A 13,464-nucleotide genomic window follows, 5' to 3' on the forward strand; every position below is an offset into this window, starting at 1 on the left:
TCCTTCAATCCTGCTAGTTACTCGTTGCCGAACAGGGCTGCCCCGGTATGGTCTACACGAGCAAGCATCGTTTTCACTTCAGATACGAGGTCCTCCAGCTTCACGTTCACGGTTTCCCCGTTTTTGCGGACGCGAACTTCGACGGTGCCCTCTTGCGCCGCTTTGTCCGATACGGTAATGCGCAGCGGCAGGCCGATCAAATCAGCATCCTTGAACTTCACGCCAGCACGCTCCGGGCGGTCGTCGAACAAAACTTCCACGCCCGCTTTTTGCAAAGCTTCGGTAATTTGTTCGCTGATTTGGCGTTGCTCCTCTACTTTAACATTGACCGGGATCACATGTACATGGAAAGGAGCGACAGCTACAGGCCAAATGATGCCATTCTCATCGTTGTTTTGTTCAATGACAGCAGCGATCGTCCGCGATACGCCGATCCCGTAGCAGCCCATAATCATCGGCTGGCTGCGGCCGTTCTCATCCAGGTACGTTGCTCCCATCGCTGTTGAGTACTTCGTTCCGAGCTTGAACACATGGCCGACTTCCACCCCGCGCGCAAACTTGATCGCGCCGCCTGTACGCGGGCACTCATCGCCTTCTGTGATGTTGCGCAAATCAGCAAAACGGGAAACGGCAAAATCACGGCCTGGCACAACATGAGTCAGATGGTAGTCGGTTTCGTTTGCGCCAACGATGCCGTCATACACATCCTGGACGTAGTTGTCCGCGATGATTTCCACTTTTTCGCCATCCAAGCCGACAGGGCCAACGAATCCGGCAGGCGCCCCTGTCACGGAAACGATATCCGCTTCGGATGCCAAACCGACGATTGTCGCATCGTACAAGTTTTTCAGCTTCACTTCATTCAGCTCGTGGTCACCGCGCACAAGCACCATTACCAGCTTGTCATCGACGCGGTAGAGGAGGCTCTTGATGATTTGCTTCGCTTCGATGTTCAGGAACTGGACGAGCTGGTCGATGGTCTTGATCCCCGGCGTATGTACTTTTTCGCGGGCTGGCGCTTCTTCCGTCGGTTTCGCGGATGGCTTGTACACGACTTCCGCTTTTTCCAGGTTGGCTGCAAAATCGCCTTCTTCGGAGTAGGCAATCGTGTCTTCGCCGATGTCACACAAGGCCATAAACTCGTACGTGCCTTTTCCGCCAATCGCGCCTGCGTCCGCTTCTACTGCGCGGAAATTCAGGCCGACACGGGTGAAAATGTTCGTGTAGGCGTCGTACATCGCCTGGAAGTTGCGATCCAGTCCTTCCTGGGTCGTATCAAACGAATACGCGTCCTTCATGATAAACTCGCGGCAACGGATCAAGCCGAAGCGCGGACGCACTTCATCGCGAAACTTCGTCTGGATTTGGTACAGGTTGATCGGGAGCTTTTTGTACGAGTTGATCTCGTCGCGAACCAGGCTGGTGATGACTTCTTCGTGAGTCGGTCCGAGCGCAAAGGAGCGGTCGTGACGGTCGCGCAAACGCACAAGCTCTGGGCCGTACACATCCCAGCGGCCTGTCTGATGCCACAGCTCAGCAGGCTGCATGGCAGGCATCAACAGCTCCTGGGCCCCTGCCTTGTTCATCTCTTCACGCACAATGGCCTGGATTTTATGCAGGGTACGAAGCGCCAATGGCAGGTACGTATAAATCCCGGAAGCCAGTTGGCGGGCCATACCGGCGCGGAGAAGCAGCTTATGGCTGGCAATCTCCGCATCCGCAGGCACTTCCCGCAAGGTAGGAATCAACATTTGACTTTGCTTCAACACGTGCGTGTCCTCCTTATGCCTCGTCAGCAATCAACGACGATCAGCCTACCTCGGTAGGTTTTTTCTCGTTGACCATTTCGTTAATTTCTTTCATCAGCTCTTCAAACAGTTCGTTTTCTTTCACTTTCCGAACAATGACACCATTGCGGAAAATCAGCCCTTCGCCGTTGCCGCCCGCAACGCCGACATCCGCTTCGCGCGCTTCGCCCGGCCCGTTTACGGCGCAGCCCATGACAGCTACTTTCAGCGGAACTTTCAAAGTGGAGATCGCGTCCTCAACCTTTGTCGCCAGTCCGATCAAGTCGATCGCACAACGGCCGCAGGACGGGCACGCGATGACGACCGGATCGTTGTTGACGATATCGAGGCTGCGCAAAATTTGCTTCGCCACCTTGATTTCCTCCACCGGGTCGGCCGTCAGCGATACGCGGATCGTGTCGCCGATACCCATCGACAGCACGGTCCCGATCCCGACGGAAGACTTGATCGCGCCGGAAAACTGCGTACCTGCCTCCGTCACCCCTACGTGCAGCGGGTAGTTGCGCTTTTGCGCCATCAGCGAATACGTTTGGATCATCGTCGGCACGTCGGAAGATTTCAGGGAGATGACGATATTATCGTAATTCAAGTCTTCCAAAATTTCCACGTGGTCTACTGCGCTCTCGACAATCGCTTCCGGCGAAGGATAGCCGTACTTCTCCAGCAGCCTTCTTTCCACGGAGCCGGAGTTTACCCCGATACGGATCGGTACATTGCGCTCGCGGCAAGCTTCGACCACGCGTTTTGTTTTTTCCTTGGAACCGATGTTTCCGGGGTTGATCCGGATTTTGTCGATGCCGCTCTCAAGAGCGATCAGTGCCAGCCTGTGGTCGAAATGGATGTCCGCAACGAGCGGCAGCGGGGAACGCTCCTTGATTTTTTTGATGGCGCGGGCTGCGTCTTCATTGATGACGGCCAGGCGGACAATTTGGCAACCGGCATCATGAAGTCTTTGAATCTCGGCCAGTGTCTTCTCTACATCACGCGTGTCTGCTGTCGTCATCGATTGAATTACTACGCTTTTTTGGCCACCGATTTGCACGCCTCCCACAAAAACCGGTTTCGTCTCCTCGCGCTTGTACATTTTGCACCATCCTTTAATTTTGTCTGTTTTCTACTCATCATGATAGTACGTTATTGAAAGAACAACCGTTGCAGATCGTTCCAGGTTACAACCAAAATTAACAGCATCAAAAAGGCGAAGCCGAGAAAATGCACCATGCCTTCTTTGTGCGGATCAACCGGACGCCCGCGCAGCGCTTCTACCGCGAGAAATGCCAGTCGACCGCCGTCCAGGGCCGGAAGCGGCAGCAAATTGAACAGCCCCAGGTTGATCGAGAGGACGGCTGCCCACTTCATCAAAATCGCCATGCCTTGCTGGGCGAACTCTCCGGTCATTTTGAAGATGCCCACCGGACCGCTCAGGTCGTTAAGCCCTACAGAGCCGGTAAAGAGCATCCCTAAGCTTTTCAAAATCATCGCCGTGAACTCATAAGTCGAGGAAGCGCCGTACTTCAACACTTCTCCCGGGGCATACGTCAATGGGTTCGTCACCATGATTTTGCCCACGTTATTTTCGTCTTTTGCGACCTTGACCAAAACCGAGTTGCGCTGTCCATTGCGCTCGTACTCAAACTTCATTTCTTTACCCGGCGACGTACTGATAATCTGGACGATTTCTTTCCAGGAAGCCACAGGCTGTCCCTGAATGGAAATAATTTTGTCCCCTTGCATCAAGCCCGCCTCGGCCGCCGGGCCGTTTGCTCTGACCTCGCCCAAATACGGGATGTCTTTTGGCACCCCATACAAAAGCCCGATCGCGATGAACAGGACAAACGCCAGCAGGAAGTTGGCAAAAGGCCCGGCAAAAATGGCCCAGAAGCGCTGCGAGATCGTCTTGCCTTTAAACTGCCTGTTCAAAGGCGCGATTTGCACCTCTTGTCCATCTTTAACCAGTTGCGCCTGGGGATGAACGGAAAACTGGCGCTCTTCCCCGCCCACATCCAGCACGATATGCAAATCTTTTTCCAAGTCAAAGCGAACAACCGTACCTGTAATCGCCCGAGGGGAAGCGCTCCCCGGTCCATCCAGCAAAAAATGGGTTACCTTTCCTAACGCATCCCGCTCCAGGCTTACTTCCATGTGCGGCTTCAACATATCCATCTCGGGGTCTTCGCCCGCCATGCGGACCATACCTCCAATAGGTAAGAGGCGAAGAGTGTATTCCGTTTCTCCCCGCTTCACGCGAAAAATTTTTGGCCCCATTCCCAGCGCAAATTCGCGGCACAGAATCCCTGCTTTTTTTGCCAAAAGAAAGTGTCCGAGCTCGTGCACGAAAACGAGCGCACCAAAAACGACGACGATCGCGAGAATTGATTCAACGGAATCCATGTTGGGAAAAGGCAAGTGAACAGCCACCTTTCGTTGGAGTGTCTAGATCCAGTTTTGTTATACGGACGCAAGCGCATGCGTGCGCGCCCACCGATCAGCTTCAAAAATCTCTTCCAGTTCAGGATTATGCACGCCCTTATGAGCCTCGCACGTCTGTCTGACGACCTTTTCGATGTCGAGGAAGGCAATCGCCCCCTTGAGGAAAAGATCGACAGCCACTTCATTGGCTGCATTCAGGACAGCGGTGTACGTGCCTCCCGCTTTCCCGCACTCATATGCCAATTGTAGCAGAGGATAGCGTTCAAAATCCATGGCAGCAAAATGAAGCGAGCCGATTTTGACCAGATCAAGAGGTTCCGTAGTCAGATTTTTTCTGCCGGGATAGCTCATGGCGTACTGGATCGGCACTTTCATATCCGGCGTGCCCAGTTGCGCCATCACGGCCCGGTCTTTGTATTCTACCATAGAGTGAATGATACTTTCATAATGCAGCACGCAGTCGATTTGTTCGTACGGCAAATCAAACAACCAGTGGGCCTCGATCACCTCGAAGCCTTTGTTCATCATCGTAGCCGAGTCAATGGTGATTTTTGCGCCCATGCTCCAGTTCGGGTGCGCCAATGCCTGCTCTATTGTCACCTTCTGCAGCTCTTGGCGGCTCAAATGGCGAAAAGAACCGCCTGATGCCGTCAAAATGACCCGCGCCACATCTTCTGCCCGCTCTCCCTGCAGACATTGAAAAACAGCGGAATGCTCGCTGTCAACCGGGATGATCGCCACGCCCTTTTCCTTCGCCCGCTTCATCACGACGGGTCCTGCGCTCACCAGCGTTTCCTTGTTCGCAAGCCCGATCGTTTTTCCTGCCTCGATCGCCGCGAGTGTAGGAGCGACCCCTACACTGCCAACGACAGCGGTCATGACCATGCTGGCGGCTTCATGGCGGGCAACCAACTTAAGCCCTTCTGAACCGCACACAATCTCGGGCTTGTATCCGCTCCCCAGTCGTTCGCGAAGCCGGGCAGCCGCCTGCTCGTTCCCCACCGAAACAAGCTCAGGCCGAAACGTTTCGACCTGCTGGGCGAGCAGCTCCACATTCGTCCCTGCTGCCATGGCGACGACAGAAAACTCTTCGGGATGCTGTTCCACGACTTCCAGCGTGCTTGTTCCAATCGAGCCGGTTGAACCCAAGAGCGCTATTTTTTTCACTGATTTCACCCTCTATATCTCTTCTATATGCACCAGGTTTCAGACGATACCTAGCAGATGCAAAACCGGAAAGACAAGCAAAAAACTGTCGAAACGATCCAGCACGCCGCCGTGTCCGGGAATGAGCTGTCCTGAATCTTTTACGTGAAAATGTCGTTTGAACGCCGACTCTACCAGGTCGCCCAACTGCCCGACGACACCGGCGACCAGCGCGATGACGAGCGCCTTGTCAAATGGCAAGCTGCCGAAGCTTGCATTGATGACGATGACGACCAAAATAGCCGCTGCCAAGCCGCCAAGCGCACCCTCGACCGTTTTGTTGGGACTGATTTCCGGCCACAGCTTGCGCTTGCCGATCGCTTTCCCGACAAAATAGGCCCCCGAATCCGTCGACCAGATCGCTGCGATCACCAGCGCGGTGAGCATCAGTCCGTCGGGGAGGTTGCGGGCTGCGGCCATGTATGTAAAACCGAAGCCTATGTATAACGCCCCCACCAGCGTAAGGGCGACGTGTTCAATGTGAAACTGATTTTTCCGCAAAACGGAGTAAATCAACAAAAGCAGGATGACAGGCAGCAACAGATCCGGCATACTGATGCGAAGCCATTCCGAAAACGCGAGCGACGGCCAGAGCAAGCTGACCACGAGCGCGTAGCCGAGTATTCCTGCCACATGGAATGGCTGAATGCCAGCCATCCGCATAAATTCAAAATGGCCTATGACGGCCAGCAAAAACACCAATAGTGAGTACCAGGCTCCACCTAGGTAGATAAAAAAGAGAAAAGCCGCTCCACCAATCAGGCCTGTTATGATTCGTTGCTTCAACTGATTCCACCTCTCGGCTATACCGCCCCGTAGCGACGAGCTCGGCCTTGGTATTCCACAATCGCTTGAAAAAAGTGTTCACGGGTAAAATCAGGCCAGAGCACATCCGTAAACCACAATTCTGTGTAAGCCAACTGCCAAAGCATAAAGTTACTCAAGCGAATTTCTCCACTGGTGCGAATCAAGAGGTCAGGGTCCGGAATGTCGCTTGTATAAAGATAACGGGAAATCGCTTCTTCATCCAGTTCTCCCGGATCGAGCTCCCCCGCTTTTACTTTCTGTGCCAACACGGAAAACGCTTTGACGATTTCGTCGCGACCTCCGTAATTCAAGGCAAAACACAATTGAAGACCTTGATTTCCTTGGGTGCGCTCCTCTGCTTCATGCAGAGCCTTCAACGTATGCGACGGCAGCTCTTCCTTGCTGCCGAGCATGCGGATGCGCACGTCGCGTTCGATCAATTCATCCAATTCTGTCGACAAAAATTCCTGCGGAAGCTTCATTAGAAAATCGACTTCGTCGCGTGGTCGCTTCCAGTTTTCTGTAGAAAAAGCGTACATGGTCATGTAACGCACGCCGATCTCGTCAGCAGCCTTTACGACTTCCTTTACCGTTTTCATGCCTGCTCGATGCCCGGCGACCCGGGGTAAATTGCGCATATTGGCCCAACGACCGTTGCCGTCCATAATCACCGCGACATGCTGCGGGATTTTTCCGGAACGATCCAACTCGGCTGGTACCGATTGTTTTTCCTTGCGGCTCCATTTGCGCGCCAGATGTTCTAACATAAAGTGTTCCCCCGTAATGAGAGATATAGACGTACATCCCCCTCAAATGAGGGGGATCGCCCTAAAAATTATACTTCCAAGATGTCTTTTTCTTTGTCCTTCACGATCTTGTCGACTTCTGCGATGAACTTGTCGGTCGTTTTTTGGATCGTTTCCTGATGGCGACGGGATTCATCCTCGGAAATGGTCGCAGCCTTTTCCAGCTTTTTGATCTCGTCATTCGCATCGCGGCGAATATTGCGGATGGCGACTTTCGCTTCCTCTCCGCCTTTTGACGCCAGCTTCACGAGCTCTTTGCGGCGCTCTTCGGTAAGCGGCGGGATGACCAGGCGGATGATAACCCCATCATTGGATGGAGAAATGCCCAGGTCAGACTGTTGCAGCGCACGGTCAATTTCTTTCAGCGCAGTTTTGTCCCACGGCTGGATCGTCAGCATGCGCGGCTCAGGAACGCTGATGTTCGCGAGCTGGCTGATCGGTGTTGGCGTACCGTAGTAGTCCACCATCACGCGGTCCAGCATCGCAGGGTTGGCACGGCCTGCACGGAGGCTGGACAAGTCTTTTTTCAAAGCGAGGATCGCTTTATTCATACGATCTTCCATGTCTTTTAGCACTGTTTGTGGCATGATTATTCCCCCTTCACTAGAGTACCGATTTTATCGCCCATTACTGCCCGGCGAATATTGCCTTCTTCGGAAATGTTAAACACGATGAGTGGGATGCTGTTATCCATGCACAAGCTCGATGCGGTCGAATCCATAACACCCAGCCCTTTGTTGAGGACTTCCAGGAACGTCAGCTTGTCGTACTTTTGCGCATTCGGATCCAGGCTCGGGTCAGCGGAATAGACCCCATCGACCTTGTTTTTCGCCATCAAAATGACCTCTGCTTCGATTTCAGCAGCACGCAGGGCAGCCGTCGTATCTGTAGAAAAATAAGGGTTACCCGTTCCGGCAGCGAAAATGACCACGCGCATTTTCTCCAGGTGGCGAATGGCGCGTCGGCGTATGTATGGCTCCGCCACTTGTCGCATCTCAATCGAGGTTTGGACACGAGTCGGGACGTTCACTTTTTCCAACCCATCCTGCAAGGCGAGTGAGTTCATAATCGTGGCCAACATCCCCATGTAGTCAGCAGTAGCCCGATCCATTCCTTTGGAGCTTCCGGAAAGTCCGCGCCAGATGTTACCTCCACCGACGACTACGGCGACTTGTACTCCCAATTCTACGATTTCTTTGATCTGGTTCGCTACGGAGAAGATCACCTTCGGGTCGATTCCGTACCCGAGGTCCCCCGCCAGTGCTTCCCCACTCAACTTTAACACAACCCGTTTATAGGCAGGAAGTGGCATGTGAAACGGCCTCCATTCATGAATCATTCTCTGTGCCTCGTCTGCATTCCTTCTGAAAAGCTTCGGACACATTGCTTTTTACGTGCAGGAGAGTTTCACATGTCGTGAAACTCTCGCTTTGAAAATAGGGAACACGAAGGTGTTCCCTATACCTTTATTACTGCTTATTCACTTGAGCCATTACTTCGGCTGCGAAGTCTTCTTGCTTCTTCTCGATCCCTTCGCCTACTTGGAAGCGAGCGAATTCTTTCAAGGAAGCGCCTGCTTCTTTCAACAGAGCAGATACTTTCTTGTCTGGGTCTTTTACGAATGGTTGCTCAACCAGTACGTATTCTTCGAAGAATTTGGAGAGGCGGCCTTCCACCATTTTCTCTACGATGTTAGCAGGCTTGCCTTCAGCCAGTGCTTGGTTTTTCAGAACTTCGCGCTCGCGATCGATTTCGTCTTGGGAAACCTCTTCACGGTTAGCGAAACGAGGGTTGGAAGCAGCAGCGTGCATACCCAGGTCTCTCGCCAATGTTTCGTTTTGCGTGCCTTCGAGTGTTACCAGCACGCCGATTTTACCACCCATGTGCAGGTAAGTACCGAATACGCCGTTGTCGGATTTCTCGGATACAGCGAAACGACGGAAGGAGATGTTTTCTCCGATAGTCGCGATTTTTTCGTTGATAACTTGTGCCAGAGTGTCGCCAGCACCTTTGAACGGTTGCTCCAGCGCTTCCTCTACAGTTGCAGGGCGTTGGGATACAACGTGCTCAGCGATGTCTTTCACGAGTGTTTGGAACTCAGGGTTTTTCGCAACGAAGTCTGTTTCGCAGTTTACTTCCACAACTGCTGCTACGTTACCAGCAACCGCTGTAGCTGTCAAACCTTCTGCTGCGATACGGCCGGATTTTTTCGCCGCTTTTGCGATACCGCGCTCGCGGAGCAGGTCAATCGCTTTTTCCATGTCGCCCGCTGTTTCTTCCAGCGCGCGTTTGCAATCCATCATACCTGCGCCTGTACGCTCGCGCAGTTCTTTAACCGCTTGTGCACTAATTGCCATTGAGTGAAACCTCCTTGGAAAGTTACAATCTACAAATGCCTTTTGAAGAAAAAAAAGGATGGACGGGGGCTCTGACACCCTCAGTCCACCCTTTTACACACTTGCTTACGCAGTTGTTGTGGCTTGTTGCTCTGTTCCTTGGTTGCCTTCCAAGAGAGCGTCTGCCATTTTTGCAGTGAGCAGTTTCACAGCGCGAATTGCGTCATCGTTACCTGGGATCACGTAGTCGATCTCATCTGGATCGCAGTTAGTATCTACGATTGCAACGATTGGGATACCCAATTTGCGAGCTTCTGCTACAGCGATGCGCTCTTTACGAGGATCGATGACAAACAGAGCGTCTGGCAATTTATCCATGTGAGCGATACCGCCGAGGAATTTTTCCAGGCGATCCATTTCTTTGCGCAGAACGATAACTTCTTTCTTAGGCAATACTTCGAAAGTACCATCGTTTTCCATGCGTTTCAGCTCAGCGAGGCGAGCTGTACGTTTTTTGATGGTTGTGAAGTTTGTCAGGGTACCACCCAACCAGCGTTGGTTGATGTAGTAGTGACCTGTACGTTCAGCTTCTTCTTTTACGGATTCTTGTGCTTGTTTCTTCGTACCAACGAAGAGCACTTTTCCGCCGTCTTGAGCGAGTTCACGTACGAAGTTGTACGCTTCCTCAACTTTTTTCACGGTTTTTTGCAGGTCGATAATGTAGATTCCGTTACGTTCGGTGAAGATATAGCGAGCCATTTTCGGGTTCCAACGACGAGTTTGGTGACCGAAGTGTACACCAGCCTCGAGCAGTTGTTTCATCGAAATTACTGCCATATTTCACACCTCCTTCAAAAAGTGGTTTTTTTGATGCCTACCTCCGCCTCACCGCATGTTCCAAGCAATTCTGCCAAAGTGGCAGCACCATTGCCGGAATTGGTGGACGTGCGATTTCAACACCGTAAATGAATATATCATATGGGTGTTTCAATTGCAACAAACGAATTCCATTATTTTTGCAAAAAAATACCGCCTTATTTTTTCGGCGGCGTGGTGATGAGCTTGGCAATCTCCGCCTCCGAGACAGGCACCGAAACCTGATACGTCCCTACCCGGATGCGGTTCAGCTTGTCCATGGAGCGCAACTCTTCCACAAACTTGTTGTTTTTAGGCAATATCCCTTCCTTGACGAGCGTCGCGGCAACTCCCTCCGCCGTCGCTTTGTACGGCACTGTAAAGGAGACGGTTTTCTTCGCTGCGGGAGACGCGACAGCAGGCGGCTGTGGAGCGGCAGTTGCGGCTGGTGCTGTCGCCGGCGTGGTGCTCTGGCTCGCCGTCTCAGCGGCAGGAGCAGGCTGTGCGGCACTCTCCACGCTTGGCGGTGTCGCTTCGCTCGTCACTGGCGCTTTCGGCTGGACTGTCGCCGGGGGCTTCGTCTGCTGCACTTCAGGCGCTGCCGGCGCCTTCGGGGCGCTCGGTGCAGGCTGGACGTTGACCTTTTTTTCTTCCTGCCATTGCTTGTATTCCTCTGGCGTGAGTACGACCATTTGCAATTCGGTCGCCGCCTGCTTGATTTCTTCCTCGGTAAGTGCTGCCGCTGGCGCTTCGCTTTTCGGTGCGACCAGACCGATGATCGAAGCAGCCACGAGCAAGCCTGCGCCAAATCCGAATAACAGCTCGCGTTTACGCATCGGCAAAACCTCGCTCGTTCCTTTGCGCCAGCGCGAAAATGAGGTCGATTTCCCCGCGGCCTGCGCCCAGCCGCTTGGCGATCTCGTCAGGAGAGAGCCCTTCCCGGCTCAGTTCGAACACGCGCCGATAGCGCTCGCGCAAAGCCAGCATATCGACATCCTCTGCCGCAGGTTGCGCGCCATTCGTTTGCCCCTGCTCGGCGGAGGCGGCCACTTGCGCATGGGCAGCTCTTTCGTTCCATTGCTGCTCCAGTTGCTCGACCCGCTTTTTCAACAGATCGATTTCGTGAAGCAAATCAGCCCTTGTTTCTTGCCATTCGGCAGAAAGAAGGGCGGTTTCCTGCTTGAACTGCTTGCTTAACCGTTGCAGGCTTTTTTCAGTTTCTGCCTTGTCTGTCAGTCGCTGTGTCGGTATGGCGGCAGCATCATCCGGCGTCTTTCTTTGCAGGAAAAAAGCAAGCAGCATGATGATGATTCCCGCTCCAATCAAGATGAGATACACTTGGTCCATGTTGGCCACCTTTGCTTCTGGCTTGTCTTACTTTGTTCCTTTTATAAGGAAATATCAATAAAGCGCCCGCGCATGGGATCTCGCATGGAGACAGAGGAAGGGGAGCTGTGCTCTTTTGCTGCGGCATTCTTTGCTTCGGCAGATGCGCTGTGCGCTGGGTCCTCCTGCTTCTGCTGCTGTCCCTGCTCCCTCTCGCGAATCTGATTTTTTTGCGTTTCATCGACGTTCGCCGGACGCTGGCGCATGTGCGCGTCCAAATCTTTGCGCTGATCGATCATCGACTGTGTTTCATGCATGGACCGTTGTAGCTGGTGCTCCTGAATCCGGCTGACCTCTAACGTGCGTGGCAGCGCCACTTGCAATTCAACCGCTTTCAAACTCATACAGCTCAACTCCCTTCCTCGCCTGCGGAATCAAACTCGGCTTTTAGATGAGGGTTGCGGTACTGATTTCCCCATCGAGGACGATAAAGCGCGTCCGGGCGTACTCATGCTTGATAAAATGCACGAGCTTGCCGAATGTCAGCTTGATCCCCGGATACATAACTTGGTACACCTCTACGGCGGCGGGGCCTTCGCCTTTTAGCTCGATTTCCAGCTCCTTTTTCCGGGCTTCAAGCTCCTTGCATTCCTTTTCCAAAACCAGTCGCGTATTGGTCAGCTTGATTTGCATGATCCGCTTTTCGGTTGTAAGCTCCTTGCCTGAGTGCAAAATTTGATTGAGCACACCCAGGCCCTGATCCGTTTTGCGTAAATTTTCATACACATTCTGCAAATCTTTTTGAATGTTGGCCAGTTCCTGGCGCAGCTCCGGCTTCACGCCTACCTCCAAAACGGTAGGGGTTGCGCTGTTGTTGCCGAACACCCGGGCGGCAATTTTTTCTCCCGCCTGCAGGACGCCCCCGATAATAATGCCTTTCGGGCCTTTGCAAATGATTTGCTTTCCTGCCCGCACGGTGGAAAACATGATGCTCTGCGACACGATCACCTGATGGCCGGCCGTCACATTCGCATTTTGGATAAACGACGTGCGGATGTCCTTCCCTGCGACGATCATGCCTTTGTCCTGCGCCACGATGCCGCTTTTAATCTCAATCGATCCGTCCGCGTATAGCTCGGCTCCCTCTACGCTTCCTAACACGCGGATATCGCCAGATGCCTTGACCCGAAATCCGTTCAATACGTTCCCGCGAATGACCACCGTTCCCACGAAATCAATGTTGCCAACCCCAAAATCGACATCCCCATTCACTTCAAAAACGGGAAAGACGTTCAGTTTGTCCTGGTCGGTAAAGGAAACTTGTCCATCAATGGCAGCGTAAAGCATCGTACGCTCCTGGTTGTGCACGACATTTTTGCCGGGCTTGATGTTGATTTCCTTGCCTGCTTTGGGAGCGATGGGCTCTCCGGTAACTGCTGTCCCCGGGGTTCCAGGGGTAGCTGGAATTTTGCGGGCTAAGAGCTGTCCTTTTACTACATTCGGTATGCTGGTTATATTATAAAAATCGACTCGGCCATCTTCCAGTTCTTTTGGCCCTTCCTCATCGGAAACAGTTGCCAAATACGGATACTCGATAAAAGCATCGGTTCCGTCAACTGGAGCGACTCCGCGCGCAATCGTGACGCGGGCGTTTGCATACTTCGCAGGGATTGCACACAGCTCCTGCACAACTTCTTCGAGGATGCCCGCCTTCACTTTGCTCGTTTGCAGCGCGTTGTAGACGTCCGATTCCTTGAGCACGATGCTTTCGAGGTCTTCTTCCCCGACTTTCAGAAAGATTTCTGCCTCTAGTTTATCTGCTGAGATTTTTACCTCTAGTCTATAATTCCCGATCCCTTCCATACATTCTACCCCTCTCAAGCTTGGGTA

General features: G+C 52.9%; 14 protein-coding genes. All 14 read right to left on the reverse strand.

The annotated features are described in order from the left end of the window. Positions 1 to 17: 17 nt before the first annotated feature. Complete coding sequence (locus tag AC27IT_RS02365; RefSeq protein ID WP_141333627.1) at positions 18 to 1,766, reverse strand: proline--tRNA ligase; 1,749 nt, start codon at positions 1,764 to 1,766, stop codon at positions 18 to 20. Positions 1,767 to 1,809: 43 nt separating this feature from the next. After that, positions 1,810 to 2,892: a flavodoxin-dependent (E)-4-hydroxy-3-methylbut-2-enyl-diphosphate synthase gene (ispG, locus tag AC27IT_RS02370; RefSeq protein ID WP_005834181.1), complete on the reverse strand. Its 1,083-nt coding sequence runs from the start codon at positions 2,890 to 2,892 to the stop codon at positions 1,810 to 1,812. 50 nt (positions 2,893 to 2,942) lie between these two features. Further along, positions 2,943 to 4,214, reverse strand: coding sequence for an RIP metalloprotease RseP (rseP, locus tag AC27IT_RS02375; RefSeq protein ID WP_025846093.1), 1,272 nt, complete (start codon positions 4,212 to 4,214; stop codon positions 2,943 to 2,945). Positions 4,215 to 4,256: 42 nt separating this feature from the next. Further along, positions 4,257 to 5,405, reverse strand: a complete 1,149-nt coding sequence (locus AC27IT_RS02380) for a 1-deoxy-D-xylulose-5-phosphate reductoisomerase (protein WP_340673359.1) — start codon at positions 5,403 to 5,405, stop codon at positions 4,257 to 4,259. A gap of 39 nt (positions 5,406 to 5,444) precedes the next feature. Next, entirely contained in the window at positions 5,445 to 6,230 is a 786-nt protein-coding gene (locus AC27IT_RS02385; RefSeq protein ID WP_007786826.1) for a phosphatidate cytidylyltransferase, read from the reverse strand. Between the two features lie 17 nt (positions 6,231 to 6,247). Beyond that, a complete protein-coding gene (gene uppS, locus AC27IT_RS02390; RefSeq protein WP_005834189.1) occupies positions 6,248 to 7,018 on the reverse strand; it encodes an undecaprenyl pyrophosphate synthase in 771 nt (256 codons plus the stop codon). A gap of 68 nt (positions 7,019 to 7,086) precedes the next feature. Continuing rightward, complete coding sequence (frr, locus tag AC27IT_RS02395; protein WP_005834191.1) at positions 7,087 to 7,644, reverse strand: ribosome recycling factor; 558 nt, start codon at positions 7,642 to 7,644, stop codon at positions 7,087 to 7,089. Between the two features lie 2 nt (positions 7,645 to 7,646). Next, the gene (gene pyrH / locus AC27IT_RS02400; RefSeq protein WP_005834193.1) at positions 7,647 to 8,369 is read right to left on the reverse strand and encodes a UMP kinase; all 723 of its coding nucleotides are present in this window, start codon (positions 8,367 to 8,369) and stop codon (positions 7,647 to 7,649) included. Positions 8,370 to 8,526: 157 nt separating this feature from the next. Then, positions 8,527 to 9,414, reverse strand: a complete 888-nt coding sequence (gene tsf, locus AC27IT_RS02405) for a translation elongation factor Ts (protein WP_025846098.1) — start codon at positions 9,412 to 9,414, stop codon at positions 8,527 to 8,529. Positions 9,415 to 9,519: 105 nt separating this feature from the next. Continuing rightward, a complete protein-coding gene (rpsB, locus tag AC27IT_RS02410) occupies positions 9,520 to 10,230 on the reverse strand; it encodes a 30S ribosomal protein S2 (protein ID WP_005834198.1) in 711 nt (236 codons plus the stop codon). A gap of 197 nt (positions 10,231 to 10,427) precedes the next feature. Continuing rightward, positions 10,428 to 11,084 carry a DNA polymerase III subunit gamma/tau gene (locus tag AC27IT_RS02415; RefSeq protein ID WP_487091564.1) on the reverse strand — a complete coding sequence of 219 codons (657 nt, stop codon included), beginning with the start codon at positions 11,082 to 11,084 and terminating at the stop codon, positions 10,428 to 10,430. Beyond that, a complete protein-coding gene (locus tag AC27IT_RS02420; RefSeq protein ID WP_487091565.1) occupies positions 11,077 to 11,595 on the reverse strand; it encodes a DUF6115 domain-containing protein in 519 nt (172 codons plus the stop codon). The genes AC27IT_RS02415 and AC27IT_RS02420 overlap by 8 nt, the downstream gene beginning before the upstream one ends. A 41-nt stretch (positions 11,596 to 11,636) precedes the next feature. Continuing rightward, positions 11,637 to 11,978: a hypothetical protein gene (locus AC27IT_RS02425; RefSeq protein ID WP_005834204.1), complete on the reverse strand. Its 342-nt coding sequence runs from the start codon at positions 11,976 to 11,978 to the stop codon at positions 11,637 to 11,639. A 43-nt stretch (positions 11,979 to 12,021) separates the two neighbouring features. Then, the gene (locus tag AC27IT_RS02430) at positions 12,022 to 13,437 is read right to left on the reverse strand and encodes a flagellar assembly protein A (RefSeq protein ID WP_005834206.1); all 1,416 of its coding nucleotides are present in this window, start codon (positions 13,435 to 13,437) and stop codon (positions 12,022 to 12,024) included. Positions 13,438 to 13,464: the final 27 nt, after the last annotated feature.

The sequence above is a fragment of the Brevibacillus sp. YAE8 genome (assembly GCF_057543335.1).